The organism is Pseudomonas koreensis (assembly GCF_012986595.1).
Classification (GTDB): Bacteria; Pseudomonadota; Gammaproteobacteria; order Pseudomonadales; family Pseudomonadaceae; genus Aquipseudomonas; species Aquipseudomonas koreensis.
On the sequence record NZ_JAAQYM010000001.1, the window covers coordinates 778587 to 804678 of the forward strand.

Annotated in this window: 22 protein-coding genes; 16 read left to right on the forward strand and 6 right to left on the reverse strand. The window is 60.8% G+C overall.

Translation table 11 applies throughout. The annotated features are described in order from the left end of the window. Positions 1–92 precede the first annotated feature (92 nt). From rhlB to HBN98_RS03745, 4 genes are all read left to right on the forward strand, one after another. Positions 93–1559 carry an ATP-dependent RNA helicase RhlB gene (rhlB, locus tag HBN98_RS03730; RefSeq protein ID WP_083366945.1) on the forward strand — a complete coding sequence of 489 codons (1467 nt, stop codon included), beginning with the start codon at positions 93–95 and terminating at the stop codon, positions 1557–1559. A 135-nt stretch (positions 1560–1694) separates the two neighbouring features. Next, the gene (locus HBN98_RS03735; protein ID WP_083366946.1) at positions 1695–2639 is read left to right on the forward strand and encodes an ornithine cyclodeaminase family protein; all 945 of its coding nucleotides are present in this window, start codon (positions 1695–1697) and stop codon (positions 2637–2639) included. Positions 2640–2702: 63 nt separating this feature from the next. Next, positions 2703–3830 carry an NAD(P)/FAD-dependent oxidoreductase gene (locus HBN98_RS03740; RefSeq protein WP_083366947.1) on the forward strand — a complete coding sequence of 376 codons (1128 nt, stop codon included), beginning with the start codon at positions 2703–2705 and terminating at the stop codon, positions 3828–3830. A 93-nt stretch (positions 3831–3923) separates the two neighbouring features. Beyond that, positions 3924–4550 carry a helix-turn-helix transcriptional regulator gene (locus HBN98_RS03745; RefSeq protein ID WP_064586076.1) on the forward strand — a complete coding sequence of 209 codons (627 nt, stop codon included), beginning with the start codon at positions 3924–3926 and terminating at the stop codon, positions 4548–4550. Between the two features lie 84 nt (positions 4551–4634). Here HBN98_RS03745 and HBN98_RS03750 read toward each other — a convergent pair whose 3' ends face one another. The 5 genes from HBN98_RS03750 to HBN98_RS03770 form a co-directional block, all read right to left on the reverse strand. Next, complete coding sequence (locus HBN98_RS03750) at positions 4635–5411, reverse strand: ABC transporter substrate-binding protein (RefSeq protein ID WP_064586075.1); 777 nt, start codon at positions 5409–5411, stop codon at positions 4635–4637. Positions 5412–5703: 292 nt separating this feature from the next. Continuing rightward, a complete protein-coding gene (gene moaE / locus HBN98_RS03755; RefSeq protein WP_083366948.1) occupies positions 5704–6156 on the reverse strand; it encodes a molybdopterin synthase catalytic subunit MoaE in 453 nt (150 codons plus the stop codon). A gap of 3 nt (positions 6157–6159) precedes the next feature. Further along, complete coding sequence (locus tag HBN98_RS03760; protein WP_064586073.1) at positions 6160–6402, reverse strand: MoaD family protein; 243 nt, start codon at positions 6400–6402, stop codon at positions 6160–6162. Continuing rightward, positions 6399–6872 (reverse strand): cyclic pyranopterin monophosphate synthase MoaC, encoded by a 474-nt coding sequence (moaC, locus tag HBN98_RS03765; protein ID WP_007972660.1) that lies wholly within the window; start codon positions 6870–6872, stop codon positions 6399–6401. Before moaC ends, HBN98_RS03760 begins: the two co-directional genes overlap by 4 nt. 239 nt (positions 6873–7111) lie before the next feature. Continuing rightward, positions 7112–8506, reverse strand: a complete 1395-nt coding sequence (locus tag HBN98_RS03770) for a PhoH family protein (RefSeq protein ID WP_064586072.1) — start codon at positions 8504–8506, stop codon at positions 7112–7114. 14 nt (positions 8507–8520) lie between these two features. Here HBN98_RS03770 and HBN98_RS03775 point away from each other — a divergent pair, with 14 nt between their 5' ends. Then, positions 8521–8667: a hypothetical protein gene (locus HBN98_RS03775; RefSeq protein ID WP_169843162.1), complete on the forward strand. Its 147-nt coding sequence runs from the start codon at positions 8521–8523 to the stop codon at positions 8665–8667. Positions 8668–8843: 176 nt separating this feature from the next. Here HBN98_RS03775 and HBN98_RS03780 read toward each other — a convergent pair whose 3' ends face one another. Next, positions 8844–9920 carry a polysaccharide deacetylase family protein gene (locus tag HBN98_RS03780; RefSeq protein WP_151101496.1) on the reverse strand — a complete coding sequence of 359 codons (1077 nt, stop codon included), beginning with the start codon at positions 9918–9920 and terminating at the stop codon, positions 8844–8846. Between the two features lie 332 nt (positions 9921–10252). Between HBN98_RS03780 and yaaA the strand changes: the two genes are divergently transcribed. The 11 genes from yaaA (at position 10253) to HBN98_RS03835 (ending at position 26090) form a co-directional block, all read left to right on the forward strand. Continuing rightward, positions 10253–11032: a peroxide stress protein YaaA gene (gene yaaA, locus HBN98_RS03785; RefSeq protein WP_064586070.1), complete on the forward strand. Its 780-nt coding sequence runs from the start codon at positions 10253–10255 to the stop codon at positions 11030–11032. 810 nt (positions 11033–11842) lie between these two features. Then, positions 11843–13159, forward strand: coding sequence for a nucleotide sugar dehydrogenase (locus HBN98_RS03790; protein ID WP_083366950.1), 1317 nt, complete (start codon positions 11843–11845; stop codon positions 13157–13159). Between the two features lie 85 nt (positions 13160–13244). After that, positions 13245–14726 (forward strand): mannuronan synthase, encoded by a 1482-nt coding sequence (gene alg8 / locus HBN98_RS03795; protein ID WP_162276290.1) that lies wholly within the window; start codon positions 13245–13247, stop codon positions 14724–14726. A 35-nt stretch (positions 14727–14761) separates the two neighbouring features. Next, a complete protein-coding gene (locus HBN98_RS03800) occupies positions 14762–15931 on the forward strand; it encodes an alginate biosynthesis protein Alg44 (RefSeq protein WP_064586067.1) in 1170 nt (389 codons plus the stop codon). Positions 15932–15940: 9 nt separating this feature from the next. Then, positions 15941–17446, forward strand: coding sequence for an alginate biosynthesis TPR repeat lipoprotein AlgK (gene algK, locus HBN98_RS03805; protein ID WP_169844029.1), 1506 nt, complete (start codon positions 15941–15943; stop codon positions 17444–17446). Continuing rightward, entirely contained in the window at positions 17443–18930 is a 1488-nt protein-coding gene (locus tag HBN98_RS03810; RefSeq protein ID WP_083366953.1) for an alginate export family protein, read from the forward strand. The genes algK and HBN98_RS03810 overlap by 4 nt, the downstream gene beginning before the upstream one ends. A 26-nt stretch (positions 18931–18956) precedes the next feature. Next, positions 18957–20543, forward strand: a complete 1587-nt coding sequence (gene algG, locus HBN98_RS03815) for a mannuronan 5-epimerase AlgG (protein ID WP_064589955.1) — start codon at positions 18957–18959, stop codon at positions 20541–20543. A gap of 10 nt (positions 20544–20553) precedes the next feature. Continuing rightward, positions 20554–22014: an alginate O-acetyltransferase gene (locus HBN98_RS03820; RefSeq protein WP_083366954.1), complete on the forward strand. Its 1461-nt coding sequence runs from the start codon at positions 20554–20556 to the stop codon at positions 22012–22014. A gap of 8 nt (positions 22015–22022) precedes the next feature. Beyond that, positions 22023–23147: a mannuronate-specific alginate lyase gene (locus HBN98_RS03825; RefSeq protein WP_064586063.1), complete on the forward strand. Its 1125-nt coding sequence runs from the start codon at positions 22023–22025 to the stop codon at positions 23145–23147. A gap of 191 nt (positions 23148–23338) precedes the next feature. Beyond that, positions 23339–24904: an MBOAT family O-acyltransferase gene (locus tag HBN98_RS03830; RefSeq protein ID WP_007969546.1), complete on the forward strand. Its 1566-nt coding sequence runs from the start codon at positions 23339–23341 to the stop codon at positions 24902–24904. A gap of 10 nt (positions 24905–24914) precedes the next feature. After that, a complete protein-coding gene (locus HBN98_RS03835) occupies positions 24915–26090 on the forward strand; it encodes an alginate O-acetyltransferase (RefSeq protein ID WP_083366955.1) in 1176 nt (391 codons plus the stop codon). Positions 26091–26092: the final 2 nt, after the last annotated feature.

Consider the following 26092-nt stretch of genomic DNA (forward strand, 5'->3'; position numbering starts at 1 on the left):
TTCAGCTGCGTCCCCCCTTTGATCATCCCACTACGCCGCGCCCGTTTCTTGCATTACACTGGCCGGCGTACATTCCTTAACCAATTGATGAGATGACCGTGCTCAAAGCACTCAAGAAAATGTTCGGTAAAAGCGAGGCTGAGCAGCTCGCGCCAGTTCCCAGTGCGCCGTCGCACGCCCCCGGCCCTCGCAGCGATGCGCCCAAGGCTGAACGTCCGGCTCCGGTAGCGACACCCGAGCCTGAGCCACAACCCGCTGCCGCCGCCGAACCGGTCCGCGCCGAAGCGCCGAAACCGCCCCGCCCGCGCCGCGAACCGAAGCCCAAGGCACCGGTCATTCCCTGGAAACTCGAAGACTTCGTCGTCGAACCCCAGGAAGGCAAAACCCGCTTCCACGATTTCAAACTCGCTCCGGAACTGATGCACGCCATCCAGGACCTGGGCTTTCCGTACTGCACGCCGATCCAGGCGCAGGTGCTGGGTTTCACCCTCGCCGGCAAAGACGCCATCGGCCGCGCGCAGACCGGTACCGGCAAGACCGCCGCGTTCCTGATCTCGATCATCACTCAGCTGTTGCAGACCCCGCCGCCGAAAGAACGCTACATGGGCGAACCCCGTGCGCTGATCATCGCGCCGACCCGCGAGCTGGTGGTGCAGATCGCCAAGGACGCCGCTGACCTGACCAAGTACACCGGCCTCAACGTCATGACGTTCGTGGGCGGCATGGACTTCGACAAGCAGCTCAAGCACCTCGAAGCGCGCCATTGCGACATTCTTGTCGCCACCCCGGGCCGTCTGCTCGACTTCAACCAGCGCGGCGACGTGCACCTGGACATGGTCGAAGTGATGGTGCTGGACGAAGCCGACCGCATGCTCGACATGGGTTTCATCCCGCAAGTGCGGCAGATCATTCGCCAGACCCCGCCAAAGGCCGAGCGCCAGACCCTGCTGTTCTCCGCGACCTTCACCGAAGACGTGATGAACCTGGCCAAGCAATGGACCACCGATCCGGCGATCGTCGAAATCGAAATCACCAACGTCGCCAACGAAAACGTCGAGCAGCACATCTATGCGGTGGCCGCGGCTGACAAATACAAATTGCTCTACAACCTGGTCAACGATAACGGCTGGGAACGGGTCATCGTCTTCGCCAACCGCAAGGACGAAGTGCGCCGCATCGAAGAGCGCCTGGTGCGCGACGGCATCAACGCCGCGCAACTGTCCGGCGACGTGCCGCAGCACAAGCGCATCAAGACCCTCGAAGGCTTCCGCGAAGGCAAGATCCGCGTGCTGGTGGCCACGGATGTCGCCGGTCGCGGTATTCACATCGACGGCATCAGCCACGTGATCAACTTCACCCTGCCGGAAGTGCCGGACGACTACGTGCACCGCATCGGCCGTACCGGTCGCGCAGGCGCTGACGGCGTGTCGATCAGCTTCGCCGGCGAGGACGACTCCTACCAGTTGCCGTCCATCGAAGAGAAGCTTGGTCGCAAGATCAGCTGCGAAACCCCGCCGACGCACCTGCTGCGTGCGGTAGAGCGCAAGCGTCCGCAATAAGCGAGCCCATAAAGAAAAGCGCAGCCGGCAACGACTGCGCTTTTTTTTCGCCCGGCGTTTCACCGGGCACTTGCGATAGACAACTAAAAGTCCATAATGGACAAATTAGTTTAATTCTAGACGCCGGAGCCTGCCATGGCCACTACGCCCTACGTGATCGACCAACCTCAGGCCCGCGAACTGCTGGCACGCATCGACGTGCCGCAGATCCTGCGCAAACTGTTTCGCGACCTCGCCGCCGGTCACGCCGTGCAACCGGCGCAGCAGCTGGTGGAGTTCCCGCAGGGCGCTGGCGACTTCATCAATTATCTGGGGGTGCTGGCCGAAGACGGCGTGTACGGGGTCAAGACGTCGCCGTACATCGTCCGCGAACAGGGGCCGCTGGTGACGGCGTGGACCCTGTTGATGTCGATGCAAACCGGCCAGCCGCTGCTGCTGTGCGATGCCGGTGAACTGACCACCGCGCGTACCGCCGCGACCACGGCGGTGGCAGTCGATGCCCTCGCCCCGCTGAATGCTGCGCGACTGACGATCATCGGCAGTGGCAAGGTCGCACAGGCCCATCTGCATTACGTGAAGGGTCTGCGCGACTGGCAGAGCATCAGCGTGTATTCGCCCTCCTTGCTGGCAGACGCTGAAACGCAGGCACAGTTGAAAGCCATCGCGCCCGATCTGAAAATTGCCGACAGCCGCGAAGCCGCGCTCGCCGAGGCCGATGTGATCATGCTCTGCACCTCATCCGCCGGCCCGGTGATCGACCCGGCCAGCTTGAGCAAACCGGCGTTGATCACTTCGATCAGCACCAACGCCCCGCGCGCCCATGAAGTGCCGCCGCAGAGCCTCAACGCCATGCAGGTGTTCTGCGATTATCGGCTGACCACGCCGGGCTCGGCCGGTGAGATGCTGATCGCGACCGAGCAGCATGGCTGGGACTCGTCGGCGATTGTCGGTGACCTGGCCGATCTGCTCAGCGAGAAAGTCTCGCGCCCCGGTTACGACCGTCACGTATTTTTCCGCTCAATCGGCCTGGGCCTGGAGGACATTGCCCTGGCCAATGCGGTTTATCACTTGACCAACTAACACCACAAATCCCCTGTAGGAGATCGCGAACTCCTCGATATTGCGTCCACACCGGAGACTTTCATGAGCCAGGCAGACTTCATCATCATCGGCGGCGGGATTGCCGGCGCTTCCACCGGGTTCTGGCTGTCGCCGCACGCCAAAGTGATTGTGCTGGAACGTGAGTCGCACCCGGCCTACCACTCCACCGGACGCTCCGCAGCGCTCTACACCGCTGCGTACGGCACGCCACAAGTGCGGGCGCTGACCCTGGCCAGCCGGGAGTTTTTCGATCAGCCGCCGAGTGGCTTCTGCGAGCATCCGCTGCTGACACCGCGCGGCGAAATGACCGTCGATTTCACCGGTGACGCCGCCGAACTGAATAACCAGTACCTCAGCGCCAAGGCCACGGTGCCGGAGATGCAATTGCTCAGCGCTGAAGAAGCCTGCGCCCGCCTGCCGATCCTGCGTCGGGGAAAGGTCCATGGCGCGATCTACGACCCGACCGCCAGCGACATCGACACCGACGCCCTGCATCAAGGTTACCTGCGCGGCATCCGCCGTCACCACGGTGAAGTGCACACCGATTGCGAAGTGCTCGGGCTGAGTCGTGACACCGATGGCCAATGGCAAGTGCAGACCAACGGCCAGACCTTCAGCGCGCCAGTAGTGATCAACGCCGCCGGCGCCTGGGCCGACCAGATCGGTACGCTGGCCGGCGCCAGACCACTGGGACTGCAACCGAAGCGCCGGGCCGCATTCATTTTCGCCGGGCCGGAAGGCGTCGACATCCATCACTGGCCGATGCTGGTCAGCCTCGACGAATCGTTCTACATGAAACCCGACGCCGGGATGTTCCTCGGCTCGCCGGCGAATGCCGACCCGGTCGAACCGCACGACGTGCAGCCGGAAGAACTGGACATCGCCATGGGCATCTACCAGATCGAAGAAGCCACGACCCTGACCATTCGCCGCCCGACCCGCACCTGGGCCGGGTTGCGCAGCTTTGTCGCCGACGGTGATTTGCTCAGCGGCTTCGATCCACAGGTGCCGGGGCTGTTCTGGGTCGCGGCGCAGGGCGGCTACGGCATTCAGACCTCACCAGCCATGGGCCAGGCCAGCGCGGCATTGGTGCGGGGTCAGCCGCTGCCTGAGGCGCTGCTGCAGGCCGGGCTGAGCAGCGCCATGCTCTCCCCTACACGCCTTGGCTGAACACCCTCGCGGATGACGCGCCCAACGGATTGCGGCACACTCGCAGCGCCCCCTGTTCACGGGGGCGTTGACGCCGCCTGGAGCTCCACAATCATGACCGCCCCCGAATTCGATCCGGCACTGGATAACTTCCGTGCCGTCGCCGACGCCATCGCCACGCTGTTCTTTCCCCACGCCGAAGTGGTGCTGCACGACCTGCGCACGCAAAAGGTCGACTACATCGCCAACAACCTGTCCAAACGCGAGATCGGCGACGATTCGTCGCTCGAAGACATGCTCAGCGAGGATGTCAGCGACCGCAACATCGGCCCGTATGAAAAACTGAATTGGGACGGTCAGAAGATTCGCAGCCTGAGCACGGTGCTGCGCGACAGCGAAGGTCGGCCGCTGGCCGTGCTGTGCATCAACCTGAATATTTCGCTGTTCGAAAATGCCAAGGCCGCGCTGGACCTGTTCCTGTCGCCGAGCAAACTGATCCCGCAACCGGACTCCCTGTTTCGCGATGACTGGCAGGAACGCATCAACACCTTCCTCCACGCCTGGCTGCGCGAACGTCAGCTGAGCCTGAATCTGCTGACCCGTGACCACAAGCGCGAACTGGTGCTGGCGCTGCACGCCGAGGGTGCGTTCAAGGGCAAAAGCGCCTCGAACTATGTGGCCAACGTGCTGAACATGGGGCGGGCGACGGTGTACAAGCATTTGAAGGAATTGAAGGGCTGAAGATCAAAAGATCGCAGCCTTCGGCAGCGCTTACAGGAGAACGCATTCCCATGTAGGAGCTGCCGAAGGCTGCGATCTTTTTTATCAGTCGCCGTAGATATCGGACTTGAAATACTTCTCGGAAATCTTCTGGTACTCGCCACTCGCGCGAATGCCATCGATGGCGCCATTCAACTGGCTGACCAACTCAGTATTGCCCTTGCGCACCGCAATCCCCGCGCCCTCGCCCACGTATTTCGGGTCCTTCAACTCAGGCCCGACAAATGCGTAACCCTTGCCGCGCGGCATCGACAGGAAATCATTCAACGGAATGGTGTCGGCGAAAATCGCATCGAGGCGCCCCGCCGCCAGGTCCATGTAGATTTCTTCGTTGTTGCTGTAGCGTTTGACGTTGATGCCCTTGGGCTCGAACACCTCGGTGGCATAACGGTCGGTGGTGGTCGCACGCTGCACGCCGACGTTCTTGCCCTTGAGGCTGGCGTATTGATCATCGACCGTGGCGCCTTCCTTCATTACCAGTCGCGACGAGGTGAAGTAATACTTGTGGGTGAAATCCACCGACTTCTTGCGGTCTTCGTTGATGGTCATCGACGACAATGCCATGTCGATTTTCTTCACTTTCAGCGACGGAATCAGGCCATCAAACTCACCCTCGACCCACACGCACTTGACCTTCATCTGCGCGCACAGGGCATTGCCGATGTCGTAGTCGAAACCAACGATTTCGCCCTTGTCGGTTTTCGAGGCGAACGGCGGATAGGCGGCTTCAATGCCGATGCGCAGGGTTTGCTCGGCGGCATACACGCTGGTGCACGCCAACAGGCTCAGGGCCAGACCGGTGATGAGGGGGAGTTTCTTCATGTTCGTTCTCTCGCGGGTTGTTGTTGGTTTGGCAAGATGAAGAAAAGCAGCTGGGAGCGGGGAGCTACGAGCGGCAAGATTGACGCTTTTTTGTACTTATAAATCCATGTTGGACTTATATGTACATTTCGTCAATTGGGCAAAGACAGAGGATTTTGGTGATGCAGGTGACGCCTTCGCGAGCAGGCTCGCTCCCACAGGGGATCTGTGGCGAACACAATATCTGCGTTCATGAAGATCCAATGTGGGAGCGAGCCTGCTCGCGAAAACTGACTGAAGGGCACTACAGAAATTACTTGTTCCAGCGATCCGCAGCGGCATGGTCACTGTCACGCCCTTCGACCCAACGCGGGCCGTCGCTGGTGTTTTCTTTCTTCCAGAACGGCGCGCGGGTTTTCAGGTAGTCCATGACAAAGGCGCAGGCATCGAACGCGGCCTGGCGATGGGCGCTGGCGGCGCCGACAAACACGATCGGCTGACCCGGTTCCAGCGCGCCGATGCGGTGCAACACTTCCAGCTTCAACAACGGCCAGCGCTGCTCGGCCTCGACGGCAATCTTGCCGAGGGCTTTTTCGGTCATGCCCGGGTAGTGTTCGAGGAACATCCCGGCCACCTCCAACCCGTCATTGAAGTCGCGCACGTAGCCGACAAAACTCACCACCGCGCCGACGCCGACATTGGCCGCGTGCATCGCGTTGACTTCAGCACCGGGATCAAATGCTGTGGACTGCACACGAATCGCCATGCCTCAGCCTCCGGTCACGGTGGGGAAAAACGCCACTTCGTCGCCATCACTCACCGGCTCGTCGAGCTGGCACAGGTCTTCGTTGCGCGCGCACATCAGGTTTTGTTCGCTCAACACCTCGGCACCATTACGTTGCACCAGCAGTGCGCGCACGTCATCGACGGTGGCGAAATCGCCTTCGACCTTCACCGAGTCCACACCCAGCGCTTCACGGTAACGGGCGAAAAACTTCACGGTCAGGTTCATGGCTGCTCCGCCTGGAAATGCCCGCTCTTGCCGCCGACCTTCTCCAGCAGACGCACGCTTTCGATGGTCATGCCGCGGTCCACGGCCTTGCACATGTCGTAGATAGTCAACGCGGCGACGCTGGCGGCGGTCAGCGCTTCCATCTCGACCCCGGTCTGCCCGGACAGCTTGCAGCGGGCGACGATGCGCACGCTGTCATCGCCTTCGGCACTGAGTTCGACCTTGACGCCGGTGAGCATCAGCGGATGGCACAGCGGGATCAGATCACTGGTTTTCTTCGCCGCCTGAATGCCGGCAATGCGCGCCACGGCAAACACATCGCCCTTGGGATGGCCGCCGCTGACGATCATCTGCAGGGTTTCGGGGAGCATGCGCACCAGCGCCTGGGCGGTCGCCTCACGGAACGTCACGGCTTTTTCGGTGACGTCGACCATGTTGGCGCGACCTTGGGAATCGAGATGAGTCAGCACGGGATTACTCCTGATCAGGAGCAGGGATTGTAAACCTGCGGGTCAAATATCTGCGAGTGAGATTACTGTTGCCCCGTAAATCCCCTGTAGGAGTGAGCCTGCTCGCGATAGCGGTGTATCAGTCGACACTCACGCTGAATGTCGCACCGCTATCGCGAGCAGGCTCACTCCTACAATGGCCTTGTGTTTATCCATAAAAAACCGGGCGGCTATTCGGCCGCCCGGTTTTGTGTGAAGGGTTACAAATGCGATTCGGCGTATTCGGCCAGAATCGAGCGTGGCACGCCCTGCAGGGTGATGTGCACACCGTTCGGGAAGTCCTTGAAGCGTTCGGTCAGGTAGGTCAGCCCGGAGCTGGTCGCGGACAGGTAAGGGGTGTCGATCTGTGCCAGGTTGCCCAGGCACACCACTTTGGAACCGGCGCCGGCCCGGGTGATGATGGTTTTCATCTGGTGCGGCGTGAGGTTCTGACATTCATCGATCAGGATCAGGCTCTGCTGGAAGCTGCGACCGCGAATGTAGTTGAGCGATTTGAACTGCAACGGCACTTTGCTGAGGATGTAGTCGACGCTGCCATGGGTGTTTTCGTCATCCATGTGCAAGGCTTCGAGGTTGTCGGTGATGGCGCCCAGCCAAGGCTCCATTTTTTCCGCTTCGGTGCCGGGCAGGAAGCCGATTTCCTGGTCCAGGCCCTGCACACTGCGGGTGGCGATGATGCGGCGATAACGCTTGCTGACCATGGTCTGCTCGATGGCAGCGGCCAGCGCCAGAATGGTTTTACCCGAGCCCGCCGCACCCGACAGGTTGACCAGATGGATGTCCGGGTCCAGCAGCGCATACAGCGCCAGACTCTGATAGATGTCCCGTGGCTTGAGGCCCCAGGCTTCCTGGTGAAGCAGCGGTTCCTGGTGCAGATCGAGGATCAGCAGTTTGTCTTCCTGGATTTCCTTGATCCAGCCGACGAAGCCTTGTTCGTCAATGATGAACTCGTTGATGTGCACCGCCGGCAGGTTGTCGATCAGTTGCACCTGGTGCCAGGTGCGGCCGTGATCCTGGCGGGTTTCGACCTTGCTCACGCGGTCCCAGAAGGAACCGGTCATGTTGTGGTAACCGTTGGGCAGCAGGGACACGTCGTCGACCAACTGGTCGGTGCTGTAGTCCTCGGCCGCGATCCCGCAGGCGCGCGCCTTGAGGCGCATGTTGATGTCTTTGGTGACCAGCACGACCGCCTTCTGCGGATCACGGGTGTGCAGGTCGATCAGTTGGTTGATGATTTTGTTGTCGTTCAGGTGCTCGGGCAGAATCAGGTTCGACTCGGCCTGCTTGCTCATCAGAATTGACAGCAAGCCCTTCGGCCCGCCCTTGCCGCGCTGGATCGGCACACCCAGCTCGACGTCCTCGGGGGAGGCATCGCCCAGGGTCTTGTCGATCAGCCGGATCGCCTGGCGGCATTCGGCAGCAACGCTGTGATGCCCGCTCTTGAGCTTGTCCAGCTCTTCGAGCACGGTCATCGGGATCGCGACGTGGTGTTCTTCGAAATTCAGCAGGGCATTTGGATCGTGAATCAATACGTTGGTATCGAGTACATAAAGGATTGGCTGGTTGGAAGAAGGGCTACGTCCGTGATCATCCATACTCGGTCACCTTTGTGGGAGCCATTCGACGCAATACCTGGGCGGTGCTGCGCCTCGAAGTGACTGCCGAATTCATCCGCGAGGGCCCGGATGAACTGCACACAAAGTGGGTCTTGGAAGACGCCACCTGTGTTGCAGGTTTCGGCGGTCTGTCTTCGTAATACTCCAAAACCCATGACATAAAAAAGCACTTTGACGGTTTTTTTAAGTTTATTTTGCAGAGTGACGAAAAGCCCTTGGCGGACCGTCCAGACCCCGCTAAAGTCGGAAGTCCGCCTGCATCGAATTCTCAAACAAAATCGCCCCAAGCCCAATGTTTCCGGGCTTTTTCCGTTTTTCAGCGAAACGCGTCCTGACAATCCTCCCAACCGATTCCGCTTTGCGCGGTTTGCGTGATCAACCACGGCAACGCGGTCTTCACCGCGTCCTGTTTCATGTTGAAATTGATCACCCCGTGACGCCACAACAGCATCAGGGTCAGCACCCGCTGCGCGCTCGGTGCGCCCTTGAGCTTGCCCGCGCCGTCTTGGGCATCGATGTCCCACAGCGCCACTTGCAGGCCCTGATTGCGCAAGAAACTGCCGGCATCACTGCGCCGTTGCCCGTCCGGCGGCCGGAACAGCGGCACGTAGTTTTCCGGCAGCTTGTTCTTCACCAGATCGCTGCTGCGGCGCACCGAGTCCTGCCAGTCCTGCCAATGGCTGTGAGAGCGGAACTCCCAGCCCTGGACACCGACGCACTGTTTGGAGAACAACGACTGCAGGTTGTTCACCGAGCGATCCGCCAGCCGCGCCTGCACGTCCTTGCCCAACAGGAAGAAGGTGCCGCTGAGGTTGGATTTGCGCAGGTACTCGGCGATCCAGTCGGTGTTGTCCGGCTGCAGATTGGCGGCACTGTCGAAACTCAGCAGAAACAGCCGATCGTGCATCTCGTCGCCATTGCGCTCGTAGTCGCCAAAACGATCGATTTCGCTGCTGGTCTGCGGCGACAGCGCCGCCTTGCGCATCAGCTCGTCCAGGTATTGCAAATGAAACAGTCGGCTCGGCTCGGCCCACTTGGTGTAATAGCTGTCGTCGCTGACCACGAACTTGGCGGCCTGCTCACGCAGGGTCGGCAAGTCTTCGACGAGGAAGCAGAACGAAGCATCCTGGTCGCAGCTTTGCTGGGCGAAGTTGTAGTTGGCCAACAGACGTTCCCACAACCGCTGACGCAGGCTGTTGATCGCGTCGACATTCACCGTGCGCAGCCCCAGACGCTGAGCCAGCGCGGCCTCGTCCAGCGCTTCGGTGCCAAGCAGGCCACGGGCGAACATGAGGATTTCCGCGCGGGACGCGACGTCGAACAGCGTCGGGCTGCCGAGCTGCTCCGGCCAGGTACTGCGATCCAGCGTCGCCGCGTCTCCCGGTGCCGCCATGGCACCGCAGCTCAACAGCCACGCGGTGAAAAAAAGAACAATGCGCAAAGGGGTGTCTCCATAACCAAACCCGCGCGGCACTATAGCTGATAAGCCACCCCAACCTCCTCAAGGATGGCGCACTCTGTGGCGAGGGAGCTTGCTCCCGCTGGGTTGCGCAGCAGCCCCAGGTACCGGGTTTGCGAGTGCTGCGCACTCGAGCGGGAGCAAGCTCCCTCGCCACAGGGTTATCCGCAAGAATACTTTTGCCGTCGATCACCTATGGGCTTGATAGCTGGAGTCAACCCGGCCAACCCCCTAGAATCGCCTCCACGATTAAAGGAGACGACTTCATGCTGATGGTGATTTCCCCCGCCAAGACCCTCGATTACGAAACACCGCCGGCGACCCAGCGCTTTACCCAGCCGCAATACCTGGACCATTCCCAGGAGCTGATCCAGCAACTGCGCGAACTGAGCCCGGCGCAAATCAGCGAACTGATGCACGTGTCCGACAAGATCGGCGGCCTCAACGCCGCTCGTTTCGGCAGCTGGACGCCCGCCTTCACTCCGGAAAACGCCAAGCAGGCCCTGCTCGCGTTCAAGGGTGACGTGTACACCGGCCTCGACGCGCAATCGTTCAGCGAGGCCCAGTTCGACTACGCGCAACAGCACCTGCGCATGCTCTCTGGCCTCTATGGCCTGCTGCGTCCACTGGACTTGATGCAACCCTATCGTCTGGAAATGGGCACCAAACTGGCCAACGCCCGTGGCAAGGACCTGTACGCCTTCTGGGGCACGCGCATCAGCGAATGGCTCAACGAAGCGCTCGCCGAACAAGGCGACGACGTGCTGCTGAACCTGGCCTCCAACGAGTACTTTTCGGCGGTCAAGCGCAACGCCCTGAACGCGCGGATCATCAACACCGAGTTCAAGGACCTGAAGAACGGCCAGTACAAGATCATCAGCTTCTATGCGAAGAAGGCCCGGGGCCTGATGAGCCGTTTCGTGATTCAGGAGCAGATCAACGATCCGGCTGCCCTCAAACAGTTCGATGTGCAGGGTTATCGCTACAGCGCCGAACAGTCCAAACCGGACAATCTGGTGTTTCTGCGCGATCACGCCCCTGAATAAAGCATGCCCATTGCACGACTCTTTCTATAAAGAGTCGTGCAGCTCGCACGACGTCAAAAATCCCCCGCTACATTTCGCCGATTTATTGGCGCCATAAAACCGACCTCCCCAATTCTAATTTTAGTTTCACTCGACAGCCGCACTTTTTTTCAGTAGTGGCACGTAAAATTTTTTACGGTAGTGGCACAAAACTATCTAGCTCGATTACGCACCGATTAATAAAGGCCCAAATCGAAAGTGCTATCAAATTGAGACCAGTGCCATCTTTGGCAATATTTCAAAAAATTTCAGATTTCGCGATGAGTGGGTAGGAACTATGTCCAAATGCATAGCTCATACCACCGGTAACGATTCTCACCGAGTTTGTACGAGATAACTTACGCAGAGCGGAGAACCATGTAACCAAGTTGTCACAGCAACTTGCCTAGATGGTTCACTCATCTGATGAACTAGCGATGGATAGGTGATACGCACCAGAAACATCCTCTACAAGGCCGAGGCTGCGCCCCTGTAAACGTGCTCGCCTGAGCACCCAACCGCTTGATCTACGGGCTTTTCGCCCGACATCAGGTGGACTGAACACATGCACAAGAGTCTTTCTACAAGAAGATCGGCTGCATAACAGGGCAAGCAATAACAATCAGGCCTAGTTGCGCACATCTTGAGTGCACTTATTTAGACACTCGGAACTTAGTATGCCTGCACACGGCATTGTGGCGCCTGTTTGCCGCACTTTCGAGTGCACTACGACCGCTGAACACCATTAACTCCGGCCATCTAATGGCCTGATAAAACACAGAGGTAATTGCGATGCGCATCAGCATATTTGGTTTGGGTTACGTTGGCGCAGTGTGTGCCGGTTGCCTGTCTGCACGGGGCCATGACGTGGTTGGCGTCGATGTTGCCAAAGACAAGATCGACATGATCAACGCCGGCAAGTCGCCGATTGTTGAACCAGGTCTGGGTGAACTTCTGGCCCAGGGTATCGAGACCGGTCGTCTGCGCGGTACCACCAACTTCGCCGAGGCGATTCGTGACACCGACCTGTCGATGATCTGCGTCGGTACACCGAGCAAGAAGAACGGCGACCTGGAACTGAACTACATCGAGGCCGTGTGCCGCGAGATCGGTTTCGTGCTGCGTGAAAAAACCACCCGCCACACCATCGTGGTCCGCAGCACCGTGCTGCCGGGCACCGTCGCCAACGTGGTGATCCCGATTCTCGAAGACTGCTCGGGCAAGAAGGCCGGCGTCGACTTCGGCGTCGCGGTCAACCCGGAATTCCTGCGTGAATCCACCGCGATCAAGGACTACGACCTGCCACCGATGACCGTCATCGGCGAGTTCGACAAGGCTTCGGGCGACGTTCTGCAATCGCTGTACGAAGAACTCGACGCACCGATCATCCGCAAGGACATCGCCGTCGCCGAGATGATCAAGTACACCTGCAACGTCTGGCACGCGACCAAAGTGACCTTCGCCAACGAGATCGGCAACATCGCCAAAGCGGTCGGCGTCGATGGCCGTGAAGTGATGGACGTGGTCTGCCAGGACAAGACCCTCAACCTGTCCCAGTACTACATGCGCCCGGGCTTCGCCTTCGGCGGTTCGTGCCTGCCCAAAGACGTGCGCGCCCTGACCTACCGTGCCGGTTCGCTGGACGTCGAAGCACCGCTGCTCAACTCGCTGATGCGCAGTAACGAATCGCAAGTGCAGAACGCCTTCGACATCGTTGAAAGCCACGACAAACGCAAAGTCGCCCTGCTCGGTCTGAGCTTCAAGGCCGGTACCGATGACCTGCGCGAAAGCCCGCTGGTGGAACTGGCCGAAATGCTGATCGGCAAGGGCTACGACCTGAGCATCTACGACAGCAACGTCGAGTACGCCCGTGTCCACGGCGCGAACAAGGACTACATCGAGTCGAAGATCCCGCACGTGTCGTCCCTGCTCAACTCGGACTTCGATTCGGTGATCAATAACTCCGACGTGATCATCCTCGGCAACCGCGACGAGAAATTCCGCTCGCTGGCCCAGGAAGCACCGCAAGGCAAACAGGTCATCGACCTGGTCGGCTTCATGGCCAAAGCCACCAACGCCGGTACTCGCACCGAAGGCATTTGCTGGTAAGGCAGCAGCAAGCCTCAAGCTTCAAGCCGCAAGCAAAAGCACCTCGCTTGCGGCTTGAAGCCTCCATCACCTTCGGATGACGCTGATGAGCAAGCTCAAACATTTTTTTCTGCAATCAGCCGGCTGGCTTTTTTATCTCAGTCTGCTGATGGGCCTGGCCTTGATGCTGCCCACGTCCACATTCGACTCCGAGTCGAAAGACTTCATTTTCCTGATTGGCGCCGTGGGTATCTGGCGCTATTCGATGGGTGCTACGCACTTTGTGCGCGGCATGATTTTTCTCTACATCGTCTACCCGCACCTGCGCCGCAAAGTGCGCAAGCTGGGTAAAGCGGCGGACCCGTCGCATGTGTTTCTGATGGTCACCAGTTTCCGTATCGACGCGCTGACCACGGCGCAGGTCTACAGCTCGGTGATCCGCGAAGCCATCGACTGCGAACTGCCGACCACCGTGGTCTGCTCGATCGTCGAAATGTCCGACGAGCTGCTGGTCAAAGCGCTGTGGGCGCGGATGAATCCGCCAGACCGGGTCAAGCTCGACTTCGTGCGCATTCCCGGCACCGGCAAGCGCGATGGCCTGGCTTATGGTTTCCGCGCGATCTCCCGTCACCTGCCGGACGACCGCGCGGTGGTCGCCGTGATCGACGGCGACACCGTGCTCGGCGAAGGCACCGTGCGCAAGACCGTGCCGTGGTTCCAGCTGTTCGGCAACGTCGGCGGCCTGACCACCAACGAGTTCTGCGAAGTGCGCGGCGGCTACATCATGAGCGAATGGCACAAGCTGCGTTTCGCCCAGCGCCACATCAACATGTGCTCGATGGCCCTGTCCAAGCGCGTATTGACCATGACCGGTCGTATGTCGGTGTTCCGTGCCACCGTGGTGACCGACCCGGAATTCATCGCCGACGTCGAAAGCGACTCGCTGCAACACTGGCGCCTGGGCCGTTTCAAGTTCCTCACCGGCGACGACAAGTCGAGCTGGTTCAGCCTGATGCGCCTGGGTTACGACACCTTTTACGTGCCGGACGCGGCGATCAATACCGTTGAACACCCGCCGGAAAAGAGCTTCATCAAGGCCAGCCGCAAACTCATGTTCCGCTGGTACGGCAACAACCTGCGCCAGAACTCGCGAGCGCTGGGCCTGGGTGTGAAACGCCTCGGCGCCTTCACCTCGGTGGTGCTGTTCGACCAGCGCGTATCGATGTGGACGTCCTTGCTGGGCCTGACCGTGGCCATCATCGCCAGCTTCAAGTACGGCGGCGCGTTCATCCTCGCCTACCTGCTGTGGATCGGCATCACCCGGCTGATTCTGACCCTGCTGCTGTCGTGCTCCGGTCACCGGATCGGCCCGGCTTACCCGGTGATCCTCTATTACAACCAGATCGTCGGCGCGCTGGTGAAGATCTACGTGTTCTTCCGCCTCGACCAACAATCCTGGACTCGCCAACCCACTTCCCTGACCCGTGATCTCGCCAGCTTTCAACGTTGGTTCAACACCTGGTCGTCTCGGACCATGACCTTCTCCGCCGGCAGCATTTTCGTCGCCGTGCTGCTGATGATGGTCTGACCCGCCCCTATTGAATTAACAAGGAAATCGCCCCTATGAATACCGCCGTCAACGCCAACGTAGTGCATGAATCCGAAGCCCAGCGCCAACACGCCCGCGTGAAAATCCCGGCCAAACTGCGCTTCTTCGGCCCTGACAGGACGCCAGTCGAAGCCCGGGTCCTGGACCTGTCCGCCGGTGGTCTGGCGTTCAACGCCGGGCAGATGCCGCTGACCCTCGGCGAGGTGTACAAGGCACGCCTGCAGTTCGTGATCGACAACCTCGGCCTGGCCATGGACGTCGAGCTGCAAGTGCGCTCCTACGACCGCCAGACCGGCCGCGCCGGTTGCCAGTTCCAGAATCTGGAACCACAGGACATCTCGACCCTGCGTCACCTGATCACCTCGCACCTGGCCGGCGACATCGTCAGCATGGGTGAAGTGCTGGCGACCCTGCAGCGCGACAACTTCACCAAGGCGCGCAAGGTCAAGGACGGCGGCAGCGGCATGACCCCGTTCGGGCGTCTGAAAGCGGTGACCTTCAGTGCCGGGATTTTCGCCGTCGGCTTGCTGGCCTTCGGTTTTGTCGCCAAATCGGTGTACGGCATGTACTTCGTCAGTCACGCGCAGGCTGGTCTGGTCAGCGTACCGGGGATGAACATCACCATGCCGCGCGACGGCACCGTGCAGAGCCTGGTCAAGTCCGACGGCGTGGCGGCCAAAGGTGCCCCGCTGGCGACCTTCAGCACCAGCATGCTCGATGTGCTCAAGGGTCATCTGGACGAAGATCAACTGTCGCCGGCCAAGGTGGAAGAACTGTTCGGCAAACAGATGACCGGCACCCTGACCTCCCCTTGCGATTGCACCGTGGCCCAGCAACTGGTGGCGGACGGGCAGTACGCGAGCAAGGGCGACGTGATCTTCACCCTGGTACCGCGCAACACCCAGGCCACCGTCGATGCACGCTTCTCCTATCGCCAGTTCGGCGACGTGCGTCCGGGCACACCCGTCAGCTTCCAGATCGCCGGCGAAGACCAGACCCGCACCGGCAAGGTCGTCAGCAGCACCAGCCTGAAAAGCGCCGACCTGTCCTCCGACATCCGCGTGCAGATCCAGCCGGACGAGCCGCTGGACAGCCGCTTCGCCGGTCGCCCGGTGGAAGTGAACAGCGACCGTGGCCCGAACCTGAACTGGCTGATCGACAAAGCCACGGCTGCCGGTCTTTAAGTCGAGGACATGCCTGTGACTACTCATATCTTCAACACACCGCCGACCCTGTGGGAGCGAGCCTGCTCGCGATGGGAGCGCCGCGGTTTGTCTGATGTACCGAGTTGCCTGAATCGCGAGCAGGCTCACTCCTACATGGGAACAGTGTGTGCCTTGGCATTGGCAGTCAGTCTGGCCGGTTGCGCCGGCCTGCCCGACCAGCGTCTGGCCAACGAAGCGCTCAAGCGCGGCGACACGGCCACCGCCGCGCAGAACTACCGCGCGCTGGCGGACTTGGGTTACAGCGAAGCGCAAGTCGGCCTCGCCGATATCCAGGTCGACAGCCGCGACCCCGCGCAGATCAAGCAGGCCGAGGCGACCTACCGCGCTGCCGCCGACGTTTCGCCACGGGCCCAGGCCCGTCTCGGGCGCCTGCTGGTGGCCAAGCCAGGCTCTACCGAGGCTGAGCATCACGAAGCCGAAAGCCTGCTGAAAAAGGCCGCCGCCCATGGCGAAGGCAATACCTTGATCCCGCTGGCGATGCTGTACCTGCAATACCCGCACAGTTTCCCCAACATCAACGCCCAGCGGCAGATCGATCAGTGGCGCAAATCCGGTTACCCGGAAGCGGGTCTGGCGCAGGTGCTGCTGTATCGCACCCAGGGCACTTACGACCAGCATCTGGATGACGTGGAAAAGATCTGCAAAGCCGCGCTCAACAGCACCGACATCTGCTACGTCGAACTGGCCACGGTCTATCAGAAACGTGCCCAGCCGGAGCAACAGGCCGAGCTGATCAAGCAGATGCAGGCCGGTTACAGCCGTGGCACGGTCAGCGCGCAGCGCGTCGATTCGGTGGCCCGCGTGCTGGCCGATGCGACCCTGGGCAAGACCGACGAGAAGACCGCGCAAGCGCTGCTTGAACCGACCGCCCCGGGCTACCCGGCGTCGTGGGTGACCCTCGCGCAACTGCTCTACGACTTCCCGGAACTGGGTGACGTCGATCAGATGATGCAGTACCTGGACAACGGCCGCGCCGCCGATCAGCCGCGCGCCGAACTGTTGCTGGGCAAGCTCTACTACGAAGGCAAACTGGTCCCGGCCGACGCGAAAGTCGCCGAAGAACACTTCCAGAAAGCCGTTGGCCGCGAAGTCGCCGCCGACTACTACCTCGGCCAGATCTATCGCCGTGGTTACCTGGGCAAGGTCTATCCGCAGAAGGCCCTCGACCATCTGCTGACCGCCGCGCGCAACGGCCAGAACAGCGCCGATTTCGCCATTGCCCAACTGTTTTCCCAAGGAAAGGGCACCCAGCCCGACCCGCTCAACGCCTACGTGTTCAGTCAGTTGGCCAAGGCGCAGAACACCCCGCAAGCCGATGAACTGGCGACCACCCTCGCAGCGCAATTGCCGCCCGAGCGTCTGGCCGAAGCCCAGCGCCTGCTGCAACAGGAACAGGCCAGCCGTGGCGCCTTGAACCAGAACACGCTGCAACTGCACGCCCTGCAAGAAGAAGACGGCGAGGAATCCCTATGAAGTTGAATCCCTTTGTGAAGGCCGGCATTGGCCTCACCTTCGCGCTGATCTGGTCTTGCCCGACACTGGCCGCGATGACTGAAAGCAAAAACTTCGGCCTGGAAGTGAAAATCACCGGCCAGTCCGAAGACGACCGCGACCTCGGCACGGCCCCCGGTGGCGACGTCAACGGTGTGGGCCTGGACCTGCGTCCGTGGGTCTACGGCGAAAGCGGCGCGTGGAGCGCCTACGCCATGGGCCAGGCCGTGACCTCGACCGACATCATCGAGACCGACACCCTGCAGCAGTCCGACACCGACGGCACCCAGGCCACCGACAACGGTGATCGCAAGACCAAGAAAAACTACCTGGCGATGCGCGAGTTCTGGGTCGGCTACAGCGGCCTCACGCCTTACCCGGGCGAGATGCTCAAGTTCGGTCGCCAGCGTCTGCGCAACGACGACGGCCAGTGGCGCGACACCAACATCGAAGCGCTGAACTGGACCTTCGACACCACCTTGTTGCGCGCCAACGTCGGTGTGGCCGAACGCTTCAGCGAATACCGCACCGACCTCAAAGAGCTGGCGCCGAAAGACAAGGATCGCCTGCACGCCTACGCCGACGCCGCTTACCAGTGGACGCCGGGGCAATGGGTCGGCATTCGCGGCCACCACACCCACGATGACGGCAAACTCGATTACGCCGAACCGGGTGTGCCCCGCGACTCGCTCGACAAGACCCAGAACGGTGACATCAGCTGGCTCGGCCTGACCGCCGACAGCGACGCCTACAACTGGCGCAACACCAACACCGTCAACTACTGGGGCAGCATCACCGGCATGAGCGGCGACCGCGACTCGGTCAACCCGCTGAACTCAGACGGCAGCGCCCCGGCACAAGCCAAGCGCAGTGACGACATCAACGGCTGGGCCACCGACCTCGGCGTGCGCCTGCGCCTCGATCCGCAGTGGCAGGTCGGTGCGGCGTATGCCCGCGCCAGCGCCGATTACCAACAGAACGGTCTGGAGAGCAACCGCTCCAACTACACCGGTACGCGCTCGCGAGTGCACCGTTTCGGCGAAGCGTTCCGTGGCGAGATGAGCAACATGCAGACCGCCACCCTGTTCGGTTCGTGGATGCTCAACGACCAGTACGACGCCAGCCTGATCTACCACAAGTTCTGGCGCGTGGACGGCAACAAGCCGGTGGGCAGCAACGGCATCAACGCCGTGGAAAACAACACCGACGACGTTACTGGCGCGATCCTCTCCAGCACCTCGCTGCCGCTGCAGGATGGCAACAAGGACCTGGGGCAGGAGATGGACCTGGTGGTCACCAAATACTTCAAGCAAGGCCTGCTGCCGGCGGCGTTGAGCCAGTCGATCGACGAGCCTTCGGCCCTCGTGCGCTTCCGTGGCGGCGTGTTCAAGCCGGGTGATGCCTATGGCAGCCAGGTTGATTCGTACATGCACCGCGCGTTCATCGACGTGATCTGGCGCTTCTGATGCAAACCGCCAAGGGAGTGCCCGACATGCACCATGCAAGGAAAGGCTCGCTCAGCCTGTTGGCCGGCGCCATGCTGCTGGCCTCCGCTGGCGCCTTCGCCACGGTGGAACCGGCTGTGCCTCAACAGGGCAAACCGGTGACCACCGCCAAAGAGCTGCAACAAGCCAAGACCTACACCGTCAGCAGCGCGCCGACCGAGGCGCTGGAACTGGCCAAGCCGAAACTGCCTGACCTGTCCGGCTTCACCGCCGAGGCCGCCGCCGCGAAGATCAACCGCAGCAAAGCGGGCAAGATCAGCGTGCGCCGGATGATGCAGGAAGACGCCCTGAAAGACTTCATCGGCGGCGACAACAAGATGGCCGAATGGGTGGTGCGTCAGCACGGCATCCCGCAGGCGATCTTCGTTGACGACGGCTATATGAACCTCAAGGATCTGGCGCAGAAACTGCCCAAGCAGTACTTCAGCGAAACCTCGCCGGGCGTGTACCTGGCGAAGCTGCCGATCGTGGTCGGCCGCAAAGGCATCCTCGAAATCGACGGCCAGACCCAGGAGTTGCGTCTGTCGCAAGAGGCCGGTTCGTTCCTGGTCAACGACGGACAGTTGTTCGTGCGTGACACCAAGGTCACCGGCTGGCGCGAGAAGGACAATGGCCCGGCAACCTTCCGTTCGCCGAAGGAATTCCGGCCGTTCCTGCTGGCCTGGGGTGGCACCGAGACCTACATCGTCAACAGCAAGATGGCCAGCTTCGGCTACGCCAACAGTAAGTCGTACGGGGTGAGTATTTCCCAGTACACGCCAAACATGGCCAAGGTGCTCAAGCGTCCCGAGCCGACCGGCTGGATCGTCGGCTCCGAGTTCTCCGACATGTGGTACGGCTTCTATTGCTACGAGACCCGCGACTTCGTGGTCAAGGGCAACACCTACAAGGACAACATCGTCTACGGCATCGACCCACATGACCGTTCCCACGGTCTGATCATTGCCGAGAACACCGTCCACGGTACGAAGAAGAAGCACGGGATCATTATTTCCCGTGAGGTCAACGACAGCTTCATCTTCAACAACAAGAGCTTCGACAACCACCTCTCGGGCCTGGTGATCGACCGTAACAGCGTCAACAACATCATTGCCTACAACGAGATCTACAAGAACCACACCGACGGCATCACCCTCTACGAGTCTGCCGACAACCTGCTGTGGGGCAACAAGGTCATCAGCAACAAGCGCCACGGCATCCGCATTCGTAACAGCGTGAACATCCGCCTCTACGAAAACGTCGCCATGGCCAACGGTTTGACCGGCGTCTACGGCCACATCAAGGACCTGACCGACACCGACCGTGACATCAAGCTCGACCCGTTCGACGCCCAGGTCTCGCTGATCGTGGTCGGCGGTGAACTGGCGGCCAACGGCAGCGGCCCGCTGTCGATCGATTCGCCCTTGAGTGTCGAGCTGTATCGCGTGTCGATGCTGGCGCCGACCAAATCCAGCGGCATCAGCTTCAACGGCATCCTCGGCGAGCGCCAGGATGAAATTCTCGACCTGCTGGTGCGCCAGCAGAAAGCCGTGCTGATCGACCCTGTCGAACGCCAGACCGAACTGCAGGACTGAGGATAATTTTATGCACCCACACTTGATCAGATTACTCAGCCTGTCGGCCCTGACCGTGGGCATTCTGGCGGCCAGCAATGGCGCCCGTGCCGATGAAGCGGCAGGCGCCACCCCGCCGAAGTTCAGCGCCGAACCGTGCTGCAACCTGTGCCCGGCCGCGCATGACGCGAAGAACTACACCACGCGCTATCAGCAGAACTTCACCACCCTGGTGCAGGCGCAGGGCGACTGGCTGTTCCGCACCCAGGAAGATTTGCGCACCGAGTTCAACACCACGCCGGCCGGCTACAAACGCCTGCAACAGCTGCACGATGCGTTCAAGGCCAAAGGCGTCGAGCTGGTGATCGTTTACCAGCCGACCCGTGGCCTGGTGAACCGCAACAAGCTCAACCCGGCGGAAAAAGCCGCGTTCGATTACGAGAAAGCGCTGGGCAACTACAAGACCATGCTCGGCCGTTTCGCCAAGATGGGTTACGTGGTGCCAGACCTGTCGCCGCTGACCAACGAATCGCTGCCAGACACCCTGCCCGCGCACGATTTCTACTTCCGCGGCGACCAGCACTGGACCCCGTACGGCGCCCAGCGCACGGCGAAAATCGTCGCCGAGAAGGTCAAGCAGATCCCGGCCTTCGCCGACATTCCCAAGCGTGAGTTCGAAACCAAGCGCACCGGACGCATGGGCAAGACCGGCACCCTGCACAACATGGCCGGGCAACTGTGCGGCACCAGTTACGCAATCCAGTACATGGACCAGTTCACCACCGAGCCGAAAGGCGAAGCCGGTGACGGCGACCTGTTCGGCGATTCCGGCAACCCGCAAATTACTTTGGTCGGGACCTCGCACAGCGGCAAGAACTACAACTTCGCCGGCTTCCTCGAAGAAGCCATTGGCGCCGACATTCTCAATGTCGCGTTCCCCGGCGGTGGTCTGGAAGGTTCGATGCTGCAGTACCTGGGCAGCGACGAATTCCAGAAGACGCCACCGAAGATTCTCATCTGGGAATTCTCGCCGCTGTACCGCCTCGACCAAGAGACCATCTACCGCCAGATGATGTCGTTGCTCGATAACGGCTGCGAAGGCAAAGACACGCAAATGTCCGCCAGCACCACGCTCAAGCCTGGCGGCAAACAGGAACTGCTGGTCAACAGCAAAAACCTGAACCTGCAGAACAGCAGCCATCAGGTCGACATCCGCTTCGCCGACCCCTCGGTGAAAACCCTGCAAGCCACCCTCTGGTACATGAACGGTCGCCACGAGGACATCAAGATCGAGAAACCGGAAACCTCCGACACCGACGGTCGTTTCGCCTTTGAGTTGCGCACGGACGAAGACTGGGCCTCGCAAAACCTGCTGGCAGTCGAAGTCCAGGGCCCGGAAGCGGGCACCGCGCCACAAAAAGTCGAAGCGAAAATCTGCAAACGCAACGTATTCCCGGGCGCTGGGCCACAAACCGCTCAGGTCGGGCAATGAGGTCTGCTATGCGAAATCCGAAATTGAAATCTTTATTGGCCCCCACCCTGTTGAGCCTGGCGATGTTCGCCGGCGCCACGCAGGCCGCCGCGCCACTGCGTCCACCACAGGGCTACTTCGCCCCGGTGGATAAATTCAAGACCGGCGACAAGAGCGAAGGCTGCGACGCGATGCCGGCGCCGTACACCGGGCCGCTGCAGTTTCGCAGCAAATACGAAGGTTCGGACAAGGCCCGCGCGACGCTGAACGTGCAGTCGGAAAAAGCCTTCCGCGACACCACCAAAGACATCACCACCCTGGAGCGCGGCACCGCCAAACGGGTGATGCAGTTCATGCGCGACGGTCGCCCGGAGCAGCTCGACTGCACGCTCAACTGGTTGACCGCGTGGGCCAAGGCCGACGCGCTGATGTCGAAAGACTTCAACCACACCGGCAAGTCGATGCGCAAATGGGCGCTGGGCAGCATGGCCTCGTCCTACATTCGCCTGAAATTCTCCGACTCGCATCCGCTGGCGGCGCATCAGCAAGAGGCGCGGCAGATCGAGGCGTGGTTCAGCAAGATGGCCGATCAGGTGGTCAGCGACTGGGACAACCTGCCGCTGGAAAAAACCAACAACCACTCCTACTGGGCTGCCTGGTCGGTGATGGCAACGTCGGTCGCGACCAACCGTCGCGACCTGTTCGACTGGGCCGTGAAGGAATACAAGGTCGGGGTCAATCAAGTCGACGCCGACGGTTTCCTGCCCAACGAACTCAAGCGCCAGCAACGCGCCCTCGCCTACCACAACTACGCCCTGCCGCCGCTGGCGATGATCGCCAGTTTCGCCCAGGTCAACGGTGTCGATCTGCGTCAGGAAAACAACAGTGCGCTGAAGCGCCTGGGTGATCGGGTTCTGGCCGGGGTGAAAGACCCGGATGCATTCGAGAAGAAGAACGGCAAAGAGCAGGACATGACCGACCTCAAAGAGGACATGAAATTCGCCTGGCTCGAACCGTTCTGCACCCTCTACACCTGCCCGCCGGATGTGATCGAGAAGAAGCGCGGCATGCAGCCGTTCAAGACCTTCCGCCTCGGTGGCGACCTGACCAAGGTCTATGACCCGGCGCATGAAAAGGGCAATAAAGGCTCGTAAGACCACAACCCTGTAGGAGCTGCCGGAGGCTGCGATCTTTTGATCTGGCCTTTGAAGATCAAGATCAAAAGATCGCAGCCTCCGGCAGCTCCTACAGGGGGCATCGAATTTGAGTTGGCCCGCCGGTTTTTCGTGGGGGGTTTGGGGGGGCTTTGGCCCTTGACTGTTGGTTCAAACATGGAGAGATCGGGATGGTATTTTCATCCAACGTGTTCCTGTTTCTGTTCTTGCCGATCTTTCTCGGCTTGTACTACTTGAGCGGGCAACGCTATCGCAACCTGCTGCTGCTGATCGCCAGCTACGTGTTCTACGCCTGGTGGCGGGTGGACTTCCTGGCGCTATTCGCCGGTGTCACCCTGTGGAACTACTGGATCGGCCTGAAAGTCGGTGCCGCCGGCGTGCGCACCAAACCGGCCCAGCGCTGGCTGCTGCTCGGTGTGGCGGTCGACCTGTGCATCCTCGGCTACTTCAAGTACGCCAACTTCGGTGTGGACAGCATCAACGCGATCATGACCTCGTTCGGTCTGGAGCCGTTCATCCTGACCCACGTGCTGTTGCCGATCGGCATCTCGTTCTACATCTTCGAGTCGATCAGCTACATCATCGACGTGTACCGCGGCGACACCCCGGCCACCCGCAACCTTATCGACTTCGCAGCGTTCGTGGCGATCTTCCCGCACCTGATTGCCGGCCCCGTGTTGCGTTTCCGCGACCTCGCCGACCAGTTCAACAACCGCACCCACACCCTCGACAAATTCTCCGAGGGCTGCACGCGGTTCATGCAGGGTTTCATCAAGAAGGTCTTCATCGCCGACACCCTCGCGGTGGTCGCCGACCATTGCTTCGCCCTGCAAAACCCGACCACGGGTGATGCCTGGCTCGGCGCACTGGCATACACCGCGCAGCTGTATTTCGACTTCTCCGGTTACAGCGACATGGCCATCGGTCTGGGCTTGATGATGGGTTTCCGCTTCATGGAAAACTTCAAGCAGCCGTACATCAGCCAGTCGATCACCGAGTTCTGGCGCCGCTGGCACATCAGCCTGTCGACCTGGCTGCGTGACTACCTGTACATCACCCTCGGCGGTAACCGCAAAGGCACGCTGATGACCTATCGCAACCTGTTCCTGACCATGCTCCTCGGCGGTCTGTGGCACGGCGCGAACATCACCTACATCGTCTGGGGCGCCTGGCACGGCATGTGGCTGGCGATCGAAAAAATGCTCGGCATCAACACCTCGCCGCGCAGCCTCAACCCGATCCGCTGGGCGCTGACCTTCCTGCTGGTGGTCATGGGCTGGGTGATCTTCCGTGCCGAAAACCTGCACGTCGCCGGTCGCATGTACGGCGCAATGTTCAGCTTCAGCGACTGGTCGCTGTCGGAACTCAACCGCGCCAGCCTCACCGGTCTACAAGTGGCAACCCTGGTGGTGGCGTATGCAACGCTGGCGTTCTTCGGCCTGCGTGATCTGTACACCAACCAGCCGCCGGTCAAGAGCAAACCCGAAGTCAACGTCGAGGCCAACGGCCCTGCCACTGCGACCCCGGGAATGATCAAAGCCGCGCCTGGCGAAAACCCGGCGAGCATCCACGAGCCTGGCTACACCGTCGGCGTCGAAGCCCAGGTGCAACCGGCCTACTGGACCGCGGACTGGTCGCGTTACGTGATGCGCGGCCTGATCCTGCTGCTGTTCATCGCCTCGATTCTCAAACTCTCGGCGCAAAGCTTCTCGCCGTTCCTTTACTTCCAGTTCTGAGGGATCTGACATGACCCGCTCATTACGCATCTTCTACATCGCGCTGTTTCTGGTGACCCTGCTGGTGCTCGGTCTGTGGTCGGTGCGCAGCTTCTCCGGCTTCAGCACCAATGCCGACGCGACGGTGCTCAACGGTCGCTGGAGCAAAGCCGTGGAAACCCATTACGACGATCAATTCCCGATCAAGCGTCTGGGCACCAACCTCTGGGCCGCGCTGGATTTCAAACTGTTCAACGAAGGTCGTCCGGGCGTGGTGCTCGGTCGCGATCAGTGGCTGTACAGCGACGAGGAATTCAACCCGATCGTCAACGAAGAGCTGAACCTGCAAGGCAACTACGCATTGGTCGAAGGCGTGCGCCAGACCCTCAAGGCCAAAGGCGTGAAACTGGTGATGGCGATCGTTCCGGCCAAGGTCCGCCTGTACCCGGAGCATCTGGGTGAAGTGAAACCGGCGAGCATCCACGCCAACCTCTATCAGGACTTCCACGCCCGTGTCGCGGCGGACAAGATCCTCGCCCCGGACCTGCTCGGCCCGCTGCAACAGGCCAAGCACAACGGTCAGCAAGTGTTCCTGCGCACCGACACCCACTGGACGCCTGAGGGCGCTGAGATCGCGGCCAACACCCTGGCGAAAACCATCGCCGACAAGTTCCCGCTCAGCGGCGAGCCGCAGCGCTTTGTCACCACGCCAGCGGAGAAGGTCACGCACAAGGGCGACCTACGCCTGTTCCTGCCGCTGGACCCGCTGTTCGAAAACCTGATGCCGGCGCAAGAGCCGCTGCAAAAGCGCAACACCGTCGCGGCCGGCGAGCAGCCTGCCGGTGACGACGCGCTGTTCGCCAGCCATGAAGTGCCGGTGGCACTGGTCGGCACCAGCTACAGCGCCAACCCCAACTGGAACTTCGTCGGTGCGCTGAAACAAGCGCTGCACAGCGACGTGGTCAATTACGCCGAAGACGGCCATGGCCCGATCCTGCCGATGCTCAGCTACCTGAAAAGCGATGACTTCAAGAACAGCCCGCCGCAGGTGCTGATCTGGGAGTTTCCTGAACGATATCTGCCTGTGAACAACGAAATCGGCGACGCCGACCCGCAGTGGGTCGCAGAGCTCAAACAAGCCGGCGCGCGCCAACAAAACGTAGCAATCAACACTAAATCCGAGACGCCCGATCGGGCGCAAAACTGAAA

Excerpts from the sequence above, each read along its gene's own strand:
- rhlB (WP_083366945.1), top strand. The coding sequence starts at position 93 with ATGACCGTGCTCAAAGCACTCAAGAAAATGTTCGGTAAAAGCGAGGCT.
- HBN98_RS03735 (WP_083366946.1), top strand. The coding sequence starts at position 1,695 with ATGGCCACTACGCCCTACGTGATCGACCAACCTCAGGCCCGCGAACTG.
- HBN98_RS03740 (WP_083366947.1), top strand. The coding sequence starts at position 2,703 with ATGAGCCAGGCAGACTTCATCATCATCGGCGGCGGGATTGCCGGCGCT.
- HBN98_RS03745 (WP_064586076.1), top strand. The coding sequence starts at position 3,924 with ATGACCGCCCCCGAATTCGATCCGGCACTGGATAACTTCCGTGCCGTC.
- HBN98_RS03750 (WP_064586075.1), bottom strand. The coding sequence starts at position 5,411 with ATGAAGAAACTCCCCCTCATCACCGGTCTGGCCCTGAGCCTGTTGGCG.
- moaE (WP_083366948.1), bottom strand. The coding sequence starts at position 6,156 with ATGGCGATTCGTGTGCAGTCCACAGCATTTGATCCCGGTGCTGAAGTC.
- HBN98_RS03760 (WP_064586073.1), bottom strand. The coding sequence starts at position 6,402 with ATGAACCTGACCGTGAAGTTTTTCGCCCGTTACCGTGAAGCGCTGGGT.
- HBN98_RS03770 (WP_064586072.1), bottom strand. The coding sequence starts at position 8,506 with ATGGATGATCACGGACGTAGCCCTTCTTCCAACCAGCCAATCCTTTAT.
- HBN98_RS03780 (WP_151101496.1), bottom strand. The coding sequence starts at position 9,920 with ATGGCGGCACCGGGAGACGCGGCGACGCTGGATCGCAGTACCTGGCCG.
- yaaA (WP_064586070.1), top strand. The coding sequence starts at position 10,253 with ATGCTGATGGTGATTTCCCCCGCCAAGACCCTCGATTACGAAACACCG.
- HBN98_RS03790 (WP_083366950.1), top strand. The coding sequence starts at position 11,843 with ATGCGCATCAGCATATTTGGTTTGGGTTACGTTGGCGCAGTGTGTGCC.
- alg8 (WP_162276290.1), top strand. The coding sequence starts at position 13,245 with ATGAGCAAGCTCAAACATTTTTTTCTGCAATCAGCCGGCTGGCTTTTT.
- HBN98_RS03800 (WP_064586067.1), top strand. The coding sequence starts at position 14,762 with ATGAATACCGCCGTCAACGCCAACGTAGTGCATGAATCCGAAGCCCAG.
- algK (WP_169844029.1), top strand. The coding sequence starts at position 15,941 with ATGCCTGTGACTACTCATATCTTCAACACACCGCCGACCCTGTGGGAG.
- HBN98_RS03810 (WP_083366953.1), top strand. The coding sequence starts at position 17,443 with ATGAAGTTGAATCCCTTTGTGAAGGCCGGCATTGGCCTCACCTTCGCG.
- algG (WP_064589955.1), top strand. The coding sequence starts at position 18,957 with ATGCACCATGCAAGGAAAGGCTCGCTCAGCCTGTTGGCCGGCGCCATG.
- HBN98_RS03820 (WP_083366954.1), top strand. The coding sequence starts at position 20,554 with ATGCACCCACACTTGATCAGATTACTCAGCCTGTCGGCCCTGACCGTG.
- HBN98_RS03825 (WP_064586063.1), top strand. The coding sequence starts at position 22,023 with ATGCGAAATCCGAAATTGAAATCTTTATTGGCCCCCACCCTGTTGAGC.
- HBN98_RS03830 (WP_007969546.1), top strand. The coding sequence starts at position 23,339 with ATGGTATTTTCATCCAACGTGTTCCTGTTTCTGTTCTTGCCGATCTTT.
- HBN98_RS03835 (WP_083366955.1), top strand. The coding sequence starts at position 24,915 with ATGACCCGCTCATTACGCATCTTCTACATCGCGCTGTTTCTGGTGACC.